Source organism: Frankia sp. AvcI1 (assembly GCF_001420875.1).
Classification (GTDB): Bacteria; Actinomycetota; Actinomycetes; order Frankiales; family Frankiaceae; genus Frankia; species Frankia alni.
The window spans coordinates 308,057-324,168 of the sequence record NZ_LJFZ01000004.1 but is presented as its reverse complement, the minus strand read 5'-3'; the positions used below and the strand labels follow the sequence as shown (position 1 = coordinate 324,168).

Sequence of the window (16,112 nt, the reverse complement as noted above, 5' to 3'; positions counted from 1 at the left end):
TCCCGTCGCAAGATAGACCCGCCGGCCGGCCCCGGCGGACTCCTCGCCGCGACGGCCCTCGGCGTCCGGTCGGCGCTCGCGTCGTCCAGGGGTTGCGGTCGCCGACGGTTGACCCTGACACGGTGGCAGGCCGTAGACCGGTGGGTGTCATGTTGAACATCGGAGCCTTCGCCCGCCGCGGGCTCGTGTCGGTCCGCATGCTGCGGCACTACGACGCGATCGGACTGCTGCGGCCCGCCCACGTCGACCCGGTCAGCGGCTACCGCTTCTACCGGGCCGACCAGCTCGCCAGGCTCAACCGGATCATCGCCCTGAAGGACCTCGGTCTCACCCTGGTGCAGGTGCGGGCGATCCTCGACGAGCAGGTGGGCGTCGCCGAACTGCGCGGCATGCTGCGACTGCGCCAGGCCGAGCTCGCCGCCACGATCGCGGCCGACACCGCACGGCTGGCCCGGGTGCACGCGAGGCTCCGCGCGATCGAAGGCGAGGGACACATGCCCACCGACGACGTTCTCATCAAGCGCCTGACCGCGGTCCGGGTCGCGGAACTGGTCGCCACCGCCGCCAGCTACGCCCCCGAGGACGTCGGACCGGTCGTCAGCGCCCTGTCCGACGACCTGGTCGACCGGCTGGCCCGCGCCGGGGTGACGCCGACCGGACCCGCCGTCGCCTACTACACCGACGCCGCCCAGGGTGCCGGCACGATCAGCGTCCACGCGGCCCTGCCGGTCGCGGCCGGGCCCGACTCCCACCCGGACCTCACGTTCGTGGACCTGCCCGAGGTTCCCGCCGCGGCCACCCTCGTCCACCGCGGGTCGATGGACGAGGTGGCTCCCTGCGGTCAGGCCCTGGCCGCGTGGATCGACGCCCACGGCTACCAGGCCGTCGGCTACCCCCGCGAGCTCTACCTCGCCTGCCCCCCGCACGCCCCCGAACGGTGGGTCACCGAACTGCAGGAGCCGATCCTGAAGAAATGACCCCATGCTGACGCTGACCCGACGCCGACCCGGTGATCCGGGCCGGAACCCGCCCCTGACGCGCTGCGTTGCGGCAGAGTTTCTCCCCGTGAACTCCTTCGACCGGTGCGACCCGTGCCGTCGCGCGCGTCCCCGACCCGACGAGACCCGACCCGACGACACCCGACCCGATCGCGCCTGTGCGCCCCGGCCCGCAGACGCGGCGGTACGCGCGAGGGCAGCGGCGGGGGCGCGGCGATGACCGACACCGCGCCCCCGCCGCGGCGCTACGCCGACGACGTGCTCGGCGGCCCGACCGACACCGAACGTGCCCGCCTGGCCGCCATGGCCGCGGTCTGCGACCCGACGACGATCCGCGTCCTGGACGAACGCGGCGTCGGCGTCGGCTGGCGATGCCTGGAGGTGGGCGCCGGCGGGGGCTCGATCGCGGCCTGGCTCGCCGACCGCGTCACCGGGGCCGGCCATGTGGTCGCCACCGACGTCGACATCCGCCACCTCGACGTCCTCGCCGGCCCGGACCTGACGGTCCTGCGTCACGACGTCACCCGCGACCCCGCACCCGCGGGCGGACCGTTCGACCTCATCCACGCCCGGTTCGTCCTGGAACACCTTCCCGACCGCGAGTACGTCCTGGACCGCCTGCGGGACTGGCTGCAACCCGGCGGCGTCCTCGTCGTCGAGTCGATCGTGAAGTTCCCCCTCGACTCCTCACCGCACCCGGCGTTCCGCCGGGCCATGCACAGCATCGACGAGGCGCTGGCGAGGACCATCGGCACCGACTCCGCCTGGGCGCGCGGGTTTCCCGCCCCGCTGCAGGCCCGCGGTCTGGTCGACGTCGGGGTGAGCGTGCACCTGCCGACCACGGGCGGTGCGGGTGCCTCCGCCCAGTGCTGGGCGCTGACCCTGACCCGGCTGCGCCCGCACATCCGCGAGCTGGGCCTCGCCGACGACGACACCCTCGACGAGGCCCTGGCCGCCCTCGCGGACCCGGCGTTCTTCGACCTGTCCTTCGCCACGGCCATCGCCTGGGGCCGCGCCCCCGGCTAGCACGGCGCCTCGAAGGCCCGCGCTCGAAGGCCCGTGCGGCCCGTGCGAGGGGTGCCCTGCCGCTACCAGCCTCCGCCCGGCCTTCCTGGCCCCCGCGGCGGCCCGCGAGAGTCGGAGAAGGCGTTCGGCGGCCGTCGAGCGCACCTCGTGTCGTGGGAGACGGCCATCAGTGGACCCCTCGCCGCCGGGTGTCGCCAGGCGGACTACCCGGGGTGCACGGTGGGCGACCAGTGCACCACCTAGAGTGCGAGTAGTGAGGGAAATCTTCCGCGCGGCGTGTCTCGCCGTAGCGACTCTACTGCTCCCCGTCGCCGGNACTNCCGCGGCGGCCGGCCCCCCGCCGGCCCCACCGGCCCTGTCGCCCACGCAGGGCCCGGGGACGGTGGCGGCGCTGGCCCTGCCCCGGCCCACCGGGCCTCTCGCGGTCGGCCGGGACACGCTGCACCTGGTCGACCAGCACCGGCGCGACCCGTGGGTACCCACCGTCGCCCGCGAGCTGATGGTCGACATCTACTACCCGGCGCGGCCCGCCACCGGCACCCCGGCCCGCTACGCCACGGCCGAGGAGATCCGCGCCTACCTGGCCGCACTCGGCCTGGCCGACGCCCTGCCCGTGCAGGCGCTGGCCGACACGCGCATCGCCAGCCGTGCCGGGGCGCTCCCGCTGCCCGGACGCCGGCCGCTGGTGCTGCTGTCCCCGGGCCTGGGGGTGGGGCGCCGCTCGCTGACCGGGCTCGCCGAGGACCTCGCCAGCCGCGGTCTGGTCGCCGCGACCGTCGACCACGCCTACGAGTCGGTCGCCACNGTGTTCCCCGGCGGGCGCACGCTGACCTGCGTGGCGTGCGACCGGATGCGCACCGACGCCGACTTCGCCGCCGCGAGCCGCGGGCGCGCCGCCGACCTGTCCTTCGTCCTGGACAGCCTCACCGGGGCGCACCCGGCGTGGCGCGACGCGGCCGTCATCGACCCGGCGCGCGTCGCCGCGGTCGGGCACTCCCTCGGCGGGTCGGCGGCGGCGTCGCTGCTGCTGCACGACCGGCGGGTGCGCGCCGGGGTCGACCTGGACGGCACCCTCGGTGAACCGGTCGGCGCCGGCGGGTTCGGCGGGCGGGCGTTTCTGCTGTTCGGCGCGACAGCGGACCACCCCGGCGCCACCCCGGCGGCAGGGGACGGCGCGGCGAAGAACCCCGCCGCGGCAGCCGGAGACGGCGCCTCGCGGGGAGGCGGCGCGGTGAAGGCAGACGGCGCAGCGCAGGAGGACGACGATCCGACCTGGGCGCAGGCGTGGGCGCACCTGGGCCCGCCGCGACTGTGGCTCGACGTCGACGGCGCCGACCACTTCAGCTTCACCGACGATCCCGTCCTCGCCGACCAGATCCCGCTGCCCGCCGCGGTGCCCCCGGCGCCGGCGCCGGCGGGGGCGCTGACCGGACGGCAGGCGTTGGCGATCACCCGCGCCTACGTCGGGGCGTTCGTCGAACGGTGGCTGTGCGGGCGGGCGCAGCCGCTGCTCGACGCGCCGAGCCGGGCCTTCCCGCAGGTACGTGTCGTCGGCCGGGACCCTCAGCCCGGCCCCGGCGCCGGCATCACCCGCCGGCGGTAGGCGGTCGGGGTGTCGCCGGTGTGCTGACGGAAGGCACGGGTGAAGGCGCTGGCGCTGTCGAACCCGACGGCGATCGCGATGTCGAGCACGGTGGGCCCGGGTTCGCTCAGCAGCGCCGCCGCCCGGGCCATCCGGCTGTGCAGCAGGTACTCGCGCCAGGTCAGTCCGGTGGAGGCGACGAACCGCCGGCGCAGGGTGCGTTCGGAGACGCCCACCGCCCGGCACACCGCGCCGATGGTGGCGACCTGCGGGTGGCCCTCGGCGTGGCGCATGGCCGCGGCGACGATCGGGTCGCTGCTGGTCGGCAGGCACAGCGGGGTGGCGTTGTCGAGTCCTTCGACGAGCAGACCGGACAGGGCGGTGAAGAAGGTGTCGGCGAGCGGGTCGCCGCCGCGGCGGCCGATCGGCCAGCGCACCGCGTGCAGGATCATCTCGCGGATCGGGGCCGCCGCGGNCAGGATCCGGGCGCGGTCGGGGGCGAGGCCCATCATCTGCGGGTCCAGGAACACCGACACCGTGCGGACCCGGTGCAGGGTCGTGCGGTGGGCCAGGCCCGCCGGGATCCACAGGGCGTGCCGCGGTGGGAGCAGGTGGTGGGTGGCGGCGGTCTCGACCTCGACGGTGCCCTGCCAGGCGTACTCGATCTGGTCGAGGTCGTGGACGTGCCAGCCGGAGCTGACCTGTTCGCCGTCATAGGCGTAGGTGCCGGCCCGGATCCGGTCGGCCGCCNCCGGATCCGTCATCGCGACGATGGCCGCAACGGGCGGATTGTCGACCGGTCGCGCACAGACGGTCATACCGGATCACACTACAAATAAGCGTTATGGATGCGACCGATCACGATGCGACCGATCACGATGCGGCCGATCACGATGCGACCGTGCGCCGCTCCTTCGCCCGCCAGACCCGACTGTTCACCGGGGACGACGCGCTGTTCGCCGAGCGTCGCACTCCGCCGCTGCCCTGGCTGGAATCCCTCGACCCGGACATGATCATCCTCGATGTCGCCTGCGGCGGCGGGCACGTCGCCGCCGCGGCCGCACCGCGGGTGCGTCAGGTCGTCGGCGTGGACCTGACGCCGACGATGCTGGGACTGGCCGCCGACCGCGTGCGCACCGCCGGCCTCACCAACGTGCTGCTCCAGCGGGGCCACGCCACCGCGCTGCCGTTCCTCGACGCCTCCTTCGACCTGGTCGTCTGCCGCGCCGCGCTGCACCACTTCGCCGAGCCGGGCGCCGCGATCGCCGAGATGGCCCGGGTCTGCCGGCCCGGCGGGCGGGTGGCCGTCGCCGACATGGTCCCCCCGGACGCGCGGCTGCGTGGGCCCTTCGACGAGCTGCACCGCACGATCGACCCGTCCCACGCCGGTGTCCTGCTCGCCGACGAGCTCGCCGCGCTGGTGCGCGCCGTGGTCGGACCGCTCACCCGGCACGACACCGAGACGCCCGCGCCGTTCGCGGTGGCGCAGATGCTGACCGACGCCGGCGACCGGGACGGCGCCCTGGCCGTCCTCGCCGCCGAACTCGACGGCGGGCCGGCCACCGGCTTTGCTCCCCGGCGCGTCGACGGGCACATCCACGTCCAGATCCCCGCGGCCACCGTCGTGGCGACCCGCCGGCAGGAGGAGCCGAGCTGACCGGCCAACCGGGCTGGCCGATCAACCGGGCTGGCCGGCCAACCGGGCTGGCTCGGATGCTGTTCGCCGAAGGCGCCGGCCGGTAGCCCGAGGTCCGCCGCGAGGCCCGCCGGACCCGCCGGCCAGGGCGTGGCCGACCGGCCAGGGCGTGGCCGACCAGCCAGGGCGTGGCCGACCGGCCCAGGGGATGTCCGAGCAGTCCGGGGGGACGCCCGAGCGGTCTCAGGGGGCCGGCGGGCGGTGGGCGAGCAGGACGGCGCTGGGGAGCCGTTCGGTCGCGTCGGGTGCACGCAGCAGCCGGGCGGACTCGACGAACCCGNCCGGGCNCAGCAGCGCGGCGATCGCCTCCGGGGGCCAGCGGTGCGACGGGGTGACCTGGTGCGGATGCGGCTGGGGTGCGTCGGCGCCNGTGTCGGCGGCCTGGAAGCCCAGCAGTAGGTGGCCGCCGGGAGCGAGCACCCGGGCGAACTCGGCGAACAGCGCCGGCACCCGCACCGGCGGAGTGTGGATGATCGAATACCAGGCGACGATGCCGCCCAGGACACCGTCGGCAAGCGCGAGGCGGTGCATGTTTCCCACTGCGAAGCGCAGCCCGGGCCGGTCACGGCGAGCCAGCCTGATCATCTGCGGGGACAGGTCGACGCCGAAGGCGTCCACGCCGAGCTCGCACAGGTGCGCGGTGACGTGGCCGGGGCCGCAGCCGAGGTCGGCGACGACGGCGGGTGCGCCGGTGGCCGTGCTGCGGGCGAGGACGAGTTCGGCGAACGCGCCGAGCAGCGCGCGGTCCAGCGGGCGGTGGGCCAGCACGCCGCTGAACAACTGCGCATACCGTTCGGCGACGCCGTCGTAGGCGTCGCGGGTGGCACGCAACTCCGGTTCGTTCCCCACAGCCGATGATCATAGTGTGGCGGGTGGCGTCGCCGATCCCGGGCGGGGGTGGCGGCCGGCGGCGGCTACCAGCCGCGGCCGCGGAGCGGCGGTGCCGAGCCCGGCGCGGACACGTGCAGCACCTCGTAGCGCTCGGTGGCCTCGACGTCGCCGGCCGCGGCCGCGGCGTCGGCCCACAGCACGAACCGGGTCAGCTCCCAGCGGCGGGGATCCAGGGTGAGTGCGGCGGTGTGGACGCCGGGGCGGTCGGCCAGAGCCGCGAGGGCGTCGATCTCGCGGGCGACGTGCGCGGCGAGCCCCAGGCCCGAGCCTTCGCCGCTCGCGTCGGCGTCGGCGGGCAGGACGCCGACCCGACGCGAGGCCGCGCTCGGCGCCACGGCCGAGGCGACCGCGTCCCGGAGGACGGCCGGCCCGGTTTCCGATGCCCGGTCGGCCCCCGAGGCCCGACCGGCCCCCGACGCCGGGCCGGTTTCCGACGCCGGGCCGGTTTCCGACGCCGGGCCGGTGACGGCGGCCAGGACGGTGCCGTGGGCGACCGCCGGGCGGCCGAACGAGCGGATGATCCGGTCGAAGCCGCCGCCGCCGACGAGGAAGCCGCCCATCGCCCCGGCGTCGTGCCACAGGTAGAACGGCGCGTACTGGTTCACCGCGGCACCCGCGACGCCGCGCTCGCGGATCGCGTACGCCTTCAGGGCAAGCCCGGCCCGGTCGTCGAGCGCGTGGCCGTTGTCGGCGACCCGACGCCGGATGATCGCCATGTCGTAGTCGGCGGGCAGGGTGATCTCGTACTGCATCGCGTACATGTCGGCGTCCTCGTCCTGGTCGCTAGTCGGCGGGTCCGAGGGGTCCGGCGGGTGCGGCGTGGGCGGCGAGCAGGGCGAGCAGACCGTCGACGGCCTGGGCGAACGGCACACCGCTGCCGGCGGCACGGGCGAGCACGTACCCGCCCTGCAGCACCGCGACGATCGTGGCGGCCGTGACCGCCGCGTCGAGCCCGACGAGCTCGCCGGCGGCCACCCCCTCGGCGAGCACATCGCCCAGGCGGGCGCGCAGCCAGGTGAACGTCTGCTCGACCGGGCGGCGCAGCTCGGCGTCGGCCATCACGTCGGGGTCCTGGGTGAGCCGGCCGACCGGGCAGCCGCGCAGCACGTCACGCTCGCGGCGCAGGTAGGCCTCGACGCGGGCGAGCGCCGGGGCGTCGGCGCCGAGCTGGGCGTCGGCCGCCGCCCGCAGCTCGGCGGCGGTCCGCTCGATCGCCGCCCGAGCCAGCGCCGCCTTGCCGTCGAAGTGGTGGTACATGCTGCCCTGACCGACCCCGGCGTGCGCCTGGATCGCCCGCGGGCTCGTGCCCACGTACCCACGTTCCCACAGCAGCACCCGGGTGCTCTCGACCAGCCGCTCCGCCGCGTCCACCCCACCACTGTACATACCAGTAGGTACAGGAGAGGTTTCCCTGCTCTTCCAGAGGCTTTCGTGTCCGTTTCGTCCCTCTGGATAGGCAGGGAGATGGGTCGGAGCGCGGGCGCGGGCGGGGGCCGCGGCGGGCTCAGGCGGGCAGGTCGAGGTCCAGGGTGCGCAGGCGGTCGGGGTCGGCGAGGATGTCGATCTCGGTGATGCGACCGCCGCTGATCGTGAAGCCCATGACGGCGAACGGCCGCCCGGCGTTCATCGTCACCAGCCCGGCGGTGCCGTTGACCAACGCCGGACGGGCGGCGCGACCGAAGCGGCGAAACGACAGCGCCCGGGCGGCGACGGCGTGCGCCCCGCGGGTCGACCCGGAGCCCGCGGCCCCCATCCCCGCGGCGCCCCGGTCGGCGCGCAGCACGACGTCGGGGTCGAGCACGGCGACGAGCGCGTCGAAGTCCCCGCCACGGGCGGCGGCGAGGAAGGCGTCGACGACGGCGCGCTGGCGGACCAGGTCCACCTCGGAGGTGGCGGGCGCGCCCTGCACCCGGCGCCGGGCCCGGCTGGCGAGCTGGCGGGTCGCCGCCGGGGAGCGCCCGACGATCGGGGCGATGTCGTCGAAGGGGACGGCGAACATGTCGTGCAGGACGAACGCGAGCCGTTCGGCCGGCCCGAGGGTCTCCAGGACGACGAGCAGGGCCAGGCCGACCGCGTCGGCGATCAGCGCCTGCTGGGCGGGGTCGACGCCGTCGGCGTGGCTGACGACCGGGTCGGGTAGGCGGACGACGTCGTCGAGGGGGTCCTCGCGGCGCGCGGTGCGCGAGCGCAGCATGTCCAGGCACACCCGCCCCACGACGGTCGTCAGCCAGCCGCCGAGGTTGGTCACGGCGTCGCTGTCGGCGCGGCTCAGCCGCAGCCACGCCTCCTGCACGGCGTCGTCGGCCTCGGTCAGCGAGCCGAGCATGCGGTAGGCGACCGCCCGCAGCTGGCCGCGGTGTGCCTCGAACCGGGCCGCGAGCAGCTCCTGGGCGCCGCCGCGTTCCTGCTCGTCGGCGCCGTCCCGCCTCCGCTCGTCCATGATCGTCCTCCGTCGTCGCGGTGTCGCGGTGTCGCAACCCTGACGGATCACCCGCCGCCGATGTGACGCCCCGGCGGGCTCCCGGCGGCGCGCCGTGGCACGGCGGGCCGGTGGACGCGCGGGTCAGGCGTGCTCGCCGGCGCCGGTGTGCCGGGGTGCGACGCCGTCGGGCCGGTAGACGCGGGCGGGCGGGCCGGCGGGGTCGGTACCCAGGGTGTTGCCGCAGCGGGTGGAGATCCACGTCGACATCGAGTTCGGGCGCATCAGCGNCCGCCAGCTCTCCAGGTCGTAGGTGTCGCCGGTGGCGTAACCCCGGCCGCCGCCCAGCGCGGGGATCAGGGCCAGGTCCTGATGGCAGGTCAGTTGGGCGTGCAGGCTGTCGGTGACGTCGCGGCCGAGGGCGGGCAGCGTGGTCACGCAGCCGCCGATGGCCGTCCAGATCGCGTCGGTGGCCTCGCGGCGCTCGGCGTGGCGGGCGGCGGAGGTGGGCCGCACCGAGATCCGCAGCCGGCCGTCGGCCCACTGCTCGACGACGATCTCCTCGACGTAGCGGCTGGCCCCGCAGTACGGCGTCGTCGCGGCAGGCGCCGCGGCGGCGGGCCGCGTCGGGGCCGCGGCAGCCGCGGGGGTGGACGGCGCGGGGGTGGACGGCGCGGGAGTGGTGGCCGCCGGGGCGGGGCGGGCCGCGGCGTCCGCACGGGTGGGGCCGTCGGCGCCGGCGCCGGAATGGCAGCCGGCGAGCAGCCCGATCACCATGATCCCGGCCACGGCGATGATCACCGGCGTGTGCAGCCTCCGACGCCGCACGAGGCGTCCCGGGTGGCCTCGCACGGGGCGTCCCGGCCGATGGCCCGCGCGGGTGGCCGGGCGGGTGGCCGGGCGGCGGTGCGGGGTCGGCGGGACGCAGGTGGCGGGCCGCACGGCGCCGCGGGCGGAGGAGGTCGGCGTCTGCACGGGCAGAAGGGTAGGTCCGGGCGGGGCCGCGGGGCGCGACCGACCCGGCCGCTCGGATCGGCGGGTGCCGCGGCCGGGGCCAGGGCGGGGGTGATGTCCGCTGTGGGGGGTGGGGAGGCATGGGGGGTGGGGAGGCGCGGGGGGCGCGGTCAGTCCCACAGGGCGCGGGCGAGAGCCACGCCGGCCGCGGCGGCGCCGACCCCGACGAGCAGGCTGGTGGCGACGGTGAACACGGCGAGGCGGCGCTGGCCGCCCTCGNCCAGGCGCAGGATCTCGTAGGACAGCGTCGAGTAGGTGCTCAGCGCCCCGCACAGCCCGGTGCCGACCAGCAGCGCCACCCGCGACGAGGCGGCGCCGGCGCCGACCGCGCCGGTCACCAGGCCGAGCACGGCGCTGGCGACCGTGTTCACCGTGATCGTGCCCCAGGGCGGCGGGCTGTCGTGGCGGGCCTGCACGGCCCGGTCGGTGAGGTAGCGCAGCGGGGCGCCCACCGCCGCGCCGAGGATCACCAGCAGCCAGCTCACCGCCGTCGCTGCCCGGGCCGCAGCAGCCGGCGGGTCGCGGCCGTGGCCGCCCACACCGCGGCGAGCGCCACCGTCGGCGTCAGCACCAGGGCGGCCAGGGCCAGCAGCGGCCGACCGTCGTCGAGGAGCCCCTCGACGTCGACGGCGTAGGTGGAGAACGTGGTGAACCCGCCGAGGATCCCGGTGCCGAGGAACGGGCGGGCCAGCGGGTGGGCGAGGTGGCCGGCGGCCAGCAGGGCCATGAGCACGCCGATCGCCGCGCAGCCGACGGCGTTGACCGCCACGGTGGTCCAACCGAACGCCCCGGGCTGGGTCGGCCAGGCCAGCGCCGCGCCGTAGCGGGCGCAGGCGCCGAGGGCACCACCGGCAGCGATCACGCCCAGCAGCGGCACCGGGTGGGCGCGCAGTTCGGCGCGCTGCGCCGGCAGGTGCAGGTCGACGTCGGGATCGGCCGCGTCCGCGGCCGTGGCGTCCTCGGGATCGACTGTGGTCTCGGGATCCGTCGCGACCTCGGCTCTGGCTCCTGTGCCCGCTGGGGCCGCGGTGGCGGGGGCGGGGGCGGCGCAGACGGCGGGCCGCGCGCGGGGGGTGCGTCGCGGCGCGGGCCGCTCGGCCATGAGGTTCCTCCCTGCGTGGGCGGGCGACCGGCGGAGTCGGGCGCGGCGGTGTACACGCAGGGACCGTTGGCGGCGCGTCGCCGCGGTTCGACCACGGCGGGCCCCACCGCCGCCGGCAGCCGCCGCAGGGCGGGCACCGTCCGGGGCGACTCTACCGGTCGACGAGGCGGCCGCCGGCCTGCCCTCGCGGTCCGGTGTCACAGGGTTCGGGGTGGCGGCAGATCACGAGCGGATTCGCGGCCCGACCCCCGCCCCACCCTGTTAGATCGCCGTCGTACACTAGGGCGAATGTGTTCGGTGTCCGTCGAACACATCGTGAGGGAGGTCCGGGCCGAGCGAGGGCCCGAGGCCGGCGCCGGCAGCGGCGCGGACGAGAGGAGAACCGTCATGGCGGTGTTGTTGGGGCGGGTGGGCGTGTGGTCGCCGTCGTTTGCCTGGACCGAACCGGACGCCGTCGCCGCGGCGGCGGAGCTGGACGCCCTCGGCTACGGCGCGCTGTGGCTCGGCGCCGCCGCGGCGGACCTGGCCCTGCCCGAGCAGGTGCTCGCCGCCAGCAGCCGGCTGGCCGTGGCCACCGGGATCGTCAACGTGTGGACGACCGAGCCGGCCCCGCTCGCCGCCGCCTACCATCGCCTCGACGCCGCCTACCCGGACCGGTTCCTGCTCGGACTCGGCATCAGTCACGCCCGGGTCGTGGCGGGACTCGGCCGCGAGTACACCCGGCCGCTGGCCCACCTCGGGCAGTTCCTCGACGGGCTGGACGGTGCCGACACGCCGGTGCCCGCCCAGGCGCGGGTCCTTGCGGCGTTGCGGCCCCGGGCACTCGAGCTGTCCGCGCGCCGTGCCCGCGGCGCCCATCCCTACCTGGTCACCCCCGAGTACACCGTCGCCGCCCGCGCGGCCCTCGGCGACGGTGTACTGCTCGCCCCCGACCAGAAGGTCGTGCTGGCCACCGATCCCGGCGACGCCCGCGCGCTGGCCCGGTCGAACCTGCAGTACTACCTCACCATGCCCAACTATGTCGCCAACCTGCAGACCCTGGGCTTCGACGCCGACGACGTCGCCGGGTCCGGCAGCGACCGGCTCGTCGACGCCCTCTACGCCTGGGGCACCCCCGCACAGGCCGCACAGCGTGTGCGTGACCATCTCGACGCCGGCGCCGACCACGTCGCCGTGCAGGTCATCTCCGCCGACGTCGACCTGGCCGCCCGCACGGGCCGTCCCACCGTCGAGCAGTGGCGCGCACTGGCCGCCGAACTGCTCTGATCCGCGCGGCCCGCCTGAACCGACGAGGCCCGGCGCCCCGGGAGCGGGGAGCCGGGCCTGGTGTCGTGGCCGGGACGCGGCGGGTCGGCGCAGATGCGGCGGGTCGCCGGGGGCGGGGGGTCAGCGGTGCAGCGCGTGGCGGCGTCCGCCCACCGCCCGCCAGACCAGCAGCACGACGATGGCGCCGAGGATGGACCCGACGACGCCGGAGGGCTGCAACGCCCCTTCGCCGAAGTCCTTGTCGAACAGGACGTAGCCGAGGAAGCCGCCGACGAACGAGCCGACGACGCCCAGCAGGATCGTGGCGGGGATGCTCATCGGATCGGGTCCGGGCACGAGCAGGCGGGCCACGGCCCCCGCGATGAGACCGAGTACCACCCAGGTGATGAGGGTCCAGAGCACAGCGGGCCTCCGACAGGTGAGGATCAGCGGCGGGGCTGCCGATGATCGGCGATGAGATCGACGCCGGTGTACCCGCCGCCGACGATCCGTCAAACATCACCGCTGTGGTCGGACGGGCGGGACGGGCGGGACGGGCGGGACGGGCGGGACGGGCGGCCGGATGCCCCCGCCCGTCGCCACGCCGGCGCGGCCGGCCGTAGCATGCCCTCGAGGCCGGCGGTGGGTCCGACCCCGTCCGTAGGATGGTTTTCGTGGGTGACATCGGTACGCCTGAGCTGCTCATCATCATCGTCGTCGTCGTGGTGCTGTTCGGGGCGAAGAAGCTGCCCGACGCCGCCCGCTCCCTGGGCCGCTCGCTGCGAATCTTCAAGTCCGAGATCAAGGGTCTGCACGACGACGACCACCCCGCTGCGGTCGCCACAGCTCCCGGCGCGCCCGTGAACCCCGCCGTCGTGCACCCCGCCGCGCCGACGGTGACGGCGCCGGCCCCGGCCGTCGACACCGCCCCGCCGGTTCCCGCCGCTCCCGGTGCCGCCGCACCGGTCACCGGGCCGGCGTCGACCGCGGACAGCGCCGCGGACGGCCGGCCCACCGGGTCGCGCTGACGCCTGGCCGGTGGGCCCGACACCGATCCCGTACGCCAGGACCTGACCGCCGAGGCGATCCGGCTGACCCGGCTGCTCCGCGCCCTGCTGCCGGGCGACGGTGAGGTGGCCGGGTGGCCGATCTGTTGGCGCTGATGCTGCTCACCGCGGCCCGCCGTACCCTGCGCGTCGCGGCGAACGGCGAACGGGTCCCCCTCGGCGAGCAGGACCGGACTTCACGCCCCCTTCGAACACACCCCTGCCACGCAGGGAGTGGGTCTGNGTAACCTCGCTCCCGGCGGTGCCGGTACCCCTCGGGATCGTCCAGCGCCTGGGCGTAACGGAATGGCCGATGCTGGTCGGGCGCCGCGGCCACCAGATCGGGCCCCGGGGCCCCGGGCGGATGTGCCGGGCGGATGCGGCGGCCCGGTGCGGCGGCGGATGCGGCGGCCGGACGTGCCGGGCGGGCGCCGCCGGGGGGTGACCGGACGTGGCTCCCGGTCCGGGGTGGCATGGACGCACCGGTCCCGCGCGCCGCGGACCGCCCACCGGCACGAGCCGCTCCGGCTGCGGCACCGGGGCGTCCGCCCGTGCCGCGGGCGCCCACACCCCACCGGAAACACCGCGCATATGCATCGCCATTGGCGAGGGAATCGGCGACCGGCGCCGGGCGGGTGCCGATTGGCGCCGATTCCCGCCGTGGCCGGCGCACAGACGCCGCGGTGGACGCCGCCCGCGGCGGTTCGACCCGGCCCCATCGCCCTCGGTTCGCCGCCTGTGGGCTGACCTGCGCCGTCGCGCCGGCCCGCCGTCGGCGCCACCCGTCCGGGCGTCGGGCGCCGGGCGTGGCGGCGGCACACCCGGCCGGCCGCACCCCGGCGATGCGAACCGATCCCGCCCGATCCCGCCCGATCTCGCCGCCGCACGCGCACAGCACGGACCATGCCGCCGTCGGCCGTTCACCGCGCAGGATGGCGAACACGGGCCGCGGCGCACCCCGACCCGGGATCGACCCGGGATCGACCCGGGCCGGGTGGGCGGGGTCGTCGGCACGCGGCCCTGTCCGATGTGGGTTCCCGTGGGCGGTGTGCGCGGTTCATCAGTAGCGGGCAGGCCGCGGTGCAACGCCGGTGGTGTTCACTCGAACCGGTGGCGACGCCGAGGGTCCGCCGTGCTGCGGTGCACCGATCGTCGGAGCCTGGGAGCCGCGGACGAGACGCGGTGAGAAGAGGATGGTGATCCGCCGTGCGTGTGGACATCTGGAGTGACGTCGTCTGCCCGTGGTGCTACGTCGGCAAGGCCCGGTTCGACCGGGCGCTCGCCGCGTTCGCCCACCGCGACGAGGTGCAGGTGNGCTTCCACTCCTACGAGCTGAACCCGACCCTGCCCCGGGGCCGGTCCGAATCGCTGCTCGTCGCCCTGGCCCGCAAGTTCAGCGACGTCCCGGCGGCCGAGATCGAGGGCATGGAGCACCGCGTCGCCGACGCCGCCCGCCAGGAGGGGCTGGCCTACCGCTCCGACCGGCGCAACGGCAACACCTTCGACCTGCACCGGGTCCTGCACCTGGCCGGCGAGGCGGGCCGGCAGGCCGAGGCGGTCACCGCCCTCAACCAGGCGCATTTCGGCGCCGGCCGGGACGTGTTCGACCACGACATCGCCGTCGAGGTGTTCACCTCCGCCGGTCTGCCGGCCGCCGAGGTGCGCCGGGTCCTGACCGGCGACGACTACGCCGAGCGGGTGTTCGCCGACGAACGTGCCGCCCACGACATGCGCGTCACCGGCGTGCCGTTCTTCGTCGTCGACCGCACCCTGGCGGTGTCCGGGGCGCGCCCGACGGACCTGTTCGCCCGCACCCTCGACCAGGCCTGGGCACGCCGCGCCCAACGGGTGGCGTGAGGCCCGGTCCGCCGCGCCCCGCGCTCGGGTACCGTCCTGCCATGGTCATCACGCCGCAGCCGTCGTGGGACGTCGCCGTGGACGCCGACGAGCTGCACCGCCGACACGCGCCGACGCAGCCGGCGTTCACCCTCGTGCACACCCACTGCCGCATCGTGTGGGACATCGCCGCCGGGCTGCTGGCCGCCGGCGCCGCGCCGGCGGCCGACGCCGGGCTGGTGCGCACCGGGGCGCTGCTGCACGACATCGGCGTCTACCGGCTCTACGACGACGCCGGCCAGCTCGATCACGCCCAGTACCTGCGCCACGGGGTGCTCGGCCACGAACTGCTCGCCGCCGACGGCCTGCCCGAGACCGTCTGCCGGTTCGCCTCCTGCCACACCGGCGTCGGGCTGACCCGCGCCGACATCGCCGCCGGTGACCTGCCGCTGCCGCCGGGGGACTACCTCGCGCAGACCGTCGAGGAACGGCTGGTCATGTACGCCGACAAGTTCCACTCCAAGAGCCGTCCGACGAGCTTCCTGACGGTGGACGCCTACCGCGGCCACGTCCGCCGTTTCGGCGCGGACAAGGTGGCCCGGTTCGACGAGCTGACCGCCGAGTTCGGAGTGCCCGACCTCGCCGCCCTCGCCGCCCGCCACGGCATGACCGTCCACAGCGGCTGAGCGGCGTTTCACCCCCCGTCGGCGCCCTGCCCGCCGGCCGCGGCCGGTTCCTGCGCCTGTGGGGCGAACCGCCGGGCGCGCCCGGGGCGCCGGCGACACGATGACGGGCATGGACGCGGCCGGTGCGCCGAGCGTTCCCGGGCGGCTCGTGCGCCGCCTCGGGCCGGGTGACGCGGTGATGATCGGGCTCGGGGCGATGATCGGCGCCGGGGTGTTCACCGCCTTCGCCCCCGCGGCGCGCGCGGCCGGGTCGGGGGCGGGCCTGCTGGTGGCGCTGGGCCTGGCCGCGGTCGTCGCCTACTGCAACGCCACGTCGTCGGCGCGCCTCGCCGCGCGCTACCCGACGTCGGGCGGCAGCTACGTCTACGGCCGCGAACGGCTCGGGGAGCTCTGGGGGTACCTCGCCGGCTGGGCGTTCGTGGTCGGCAAGACGGCGTCGTGCGCGGCGATGGCGCTCACCGTCGGCGAGTACGCCTGGCCGGCGCACCGGCATGCGGTGGCCGTCGTCGCGGTCGTCGCGCTGACCGCGGCGAACCTCGCCGGGGTGCATCGCAGCGCGCTGCTGACTCGN

The 16,112-nt window shown here is 76.2% G+C and carries 16 protein-coding genes and 6 pseudogenes; 11 read left to right on the top strand and 11 right to left on the bottom strand.

Annotated features, from left to right (window positions below; genetic code table 11):
• Window positions 1-149: 149 nt before the first annotated feature.
• From UK94_RS06765 to UK94_RS42120, 3 genes and pseudogenes are all read left to right on the top strand, one after another.
• On the top strand, window positions 150-977 hold the full coding sequence (locus UK94_RS06765; protein WP_055749148.1) for a MerR family transcriptional regulator: 828 nt from the start codon (window positions 150-152) through the stop codon (window positions 975-977).
• A 237-nt stretch (window positions 978-1,214) separates the two neighbouring features.
• Entirely contained in the window at window positions 1,215-2,024 is an 810-nt protein-coding gene (locus UK94_RS06760) for a class I SAM-dependent methyltransferase (protein WP_011604836.1), read from the top strand.
• 805 nt (window positions 2,025-2,829) lie between these two features.
• A pseudogene (locus UK94_RS42120) lies at window positions 2,830-3,627 on the top strand (lipase); the annotation flags it as partial.
• Here UK94_RS42120 and UK94_RS42115 read toward each other — a convergent pair.
• A complete protein-coding gene (locus UK94_RS42115) occupies window positions 3,588-3,899 on the bottom strand; it encodes a helix-turn-helix transcriptional regulator (RefSeq protein ID WP_235486827.1) in 312 nt (103 codons plus the stop codon). The pseudogene UK94_RS42120 and the gene UK94_RS42115 overlap by 40 nt on opposite strands.
• A 608-nt stretch (window positions 3,900-4,507) precedes the next feature.
• On the opposite strand from UK94_RS42115, the gene UK94_RS06745 reads away from it, so the two are divergent.
• On the top strand, window positions 4,508-5,263 hold the full coding sequence (locus UK94_RS06745) for a methyltransferase domain-containing protein (protein WP_313949455.1): 756 nt from the start codon (window positions 4,508-4,510) through the stop codon (window positions 5,261-5,263).
• Between the two features lie 409 nt (window positions 5,264-5,672).
• On the opposite strand, the gene UK94_RS06740 is transcribed toward UK94_RS06745, so the two are convergent.
• From UK94_RS06740 to UK94_RS06710, 9 genes and pseudogenes are all read right to left on the bottom strand, one after another.
• Window positions 5,673-6,070: class I SAM-dependent methyltransferase (locus UK94_RS06740; protein WP_313949460.1), on the bottom strand; the 398-nt coding region annotated here is incomplete at its 3' end.
• 146 nt (window positions 6,071-6,216) lie between these two features.
• Entirely contained in the window at window positions 6,217-6,954 is a 738-nt protein-coding gene (locus UK94_RS06735; protein WP_041939381.1) for a DUF4865 family protein, read from the bottom strand.
• Between the two features lie 22 nt (window positions 6,955-6,976).
• Window positions 6,977-7,564, bottom strand: coding sequence for a TetR/AcrR family transcriptional regulator (locus UK94_RS06730; protein WP_041939382.1), 588 nt, complete (start codon window positions 7,562-7,564; stop codon window positions 6,977-6,979).
• Between the two features lie 133 nt (window positions 7,565-7,697).
• Complete coding sequence (locus tag UK94_RS06725; RefSeq protein WP_050997144.1) at window positions 7,698-8,633, bottom strand: sigma-70 family RNA polymerase sigma factor; 936 nt, start codon at window positions 8,631-8,633, stop codon at window positions 7,698-7,700.
• 123 nt (window positions 8,634-8,756) lie between these two features.
• Window positions 8,757-8,902 (bottom strand): annotated as a pseudogene (locus tag UK94_RS72990) (DUF2599 domain-containing protein); the annotation flags it as partial.
• Window position 8,903: 1 nt separating this feature from the next.
• A partial coding sequence (locus tag UK94_RS06720; RefSeq protein ID WP_235486736.1) for a DUF2599 domain-containing protein occupies window positions 8,904-9,440 on the bottom strand: 537 nt, incomplete at its 3' end.
• A 296-nt stretch (window positions 9,441-9,736) separates the two neighbouring features.
• A pseudogene (locus UK94_RS42100) lies at window positions 9,737-9,845 on the bottom strand (fluoride efflux transporter CrcB); the annotation flags it as partial.
• A 1-nt stretch (window position 9,846) separates the two neighbouring features.
• On the bottom strand, window positions 9,847-10,111 hold a 265-nt coding region (locus tag UK94_RS06715), incomplete at its 3' end, for a CrcB family protein (RefSeq protein ID WP_235486734.1).
• Window positions 10,108-10,728 carry a CrcB family protein gene (locus tag UK94_RS06710; RefSeq protein ID WP_095212583.1) on the bottom strand — a complete coding sequence of 207 codons (621 nt, stop codon included), beginning with the start codon at window positions 10,726-10,728 and terminating at the stop codon, window positions 10,108-10,110. The genes UK94_RS06715 and UK94_RS06710, both read right to left, overlap by 4 nt.
• A gap of 387 nt (window positions 10,729-11,115) precedes the next feature.
• Between UK94_RS06710 and UK94_RS06705 the strand changes: the two genes are divergently transcribed.
• Window positions 11,116-11,994, top strand: coding sequence for a TIGR03620 family F420-dependent LLM class oxidoreductase (locus tag UK94_RS06705; protein WP_055749144.1), 879 nt, complete (start codon window positions 11,116-11,118; stop codon window positions 11,992-11,994).
• Window positions 11,995-12,114: 120 nt separating this feature from the next.
• On the opposite strand, the gene UK94_RS06700 is transcribed toward UK94_RS06705, so the two are convergent.
• Window positions 12,115-12,396: a GlsB/YeaQ/YmgE family stress response membrane protein gene (locus tag UK94_RS06700; RefSeq protein WP_009738533.1), complete on the bottom strand. Its 282-nt coding sequence runs from the start codon at window positions 12,394-12,396 to the stop codon at window positions 12,115-12,117.
• Between the two features lie 251 nt (window positions 12,397-12,647).
• Between UK94_RS06700 and tatA the strand changes: the two genes are divergently transcribed.
• The 6 genes and pseudogenes from tatA to UK94_RS42085 all read left to right on the top strand — a co-directional run.
• Window positions 12,648-13,001: a Sec-independent protein translocase subunit TatA gene (gene tatA / locus UK94_RS06695; RefSeq protein ID WP_085949674.1), complete on the top strand. Its 354-nt coding sequence runs from the start codon at window positions 12,648-12,650 to the stop codon at window positions 12,999-13,001.
• A 33-nt stretch (window positions 13,002-13,034) separates the two neighbouring features.
• Window positions 13,035-13,262: pseudogene (locus UK94_RS42095) on the top strand (DUF6596 domain-containing protein); the annotation flags it as partial.
• A 963-nt stretch (window positions 13,263-14,225) separates the two neighbouring features.
• A pseudogene (locus tag UK94_RS42090) lies at window positions 14,226-14,333 on the top strand (DsbA family protein); the annotation flags it as partial.
• A gap of 1 nt (window position 14,334) precedes the next feature.
• Window positions 14,335-14,876: DsbA family oxidoreductase (locus tag UK94_RS06690; protein WP_235486732.1), on the top strand; the 542-nt coding region annotated here is incomplete at its 5' end.
• A 41-nt stretch (window positions 14,877-14,917) separates the two neighbouring features.
• Complete coding sequence (locus UK94_RS06685; RefSeq protein WP_011604852.1) at window positions 14,918-15,541, top strand: HD domain-containing protein; 624 nt, start codon at window positions 14,918-14,920, stop codon at window positions 15,539-15,541.
• 100 nt (window positions 15,542-15,641) lie between these two features.
• Window positions 15,642-16,111, top strand: a pseudogene (locus UK94_RS42085) (amino acid permease); the annotation flags it as partial.
• Between the last annotated feature and the right edge of the window lies 1 nt (window position 16,112).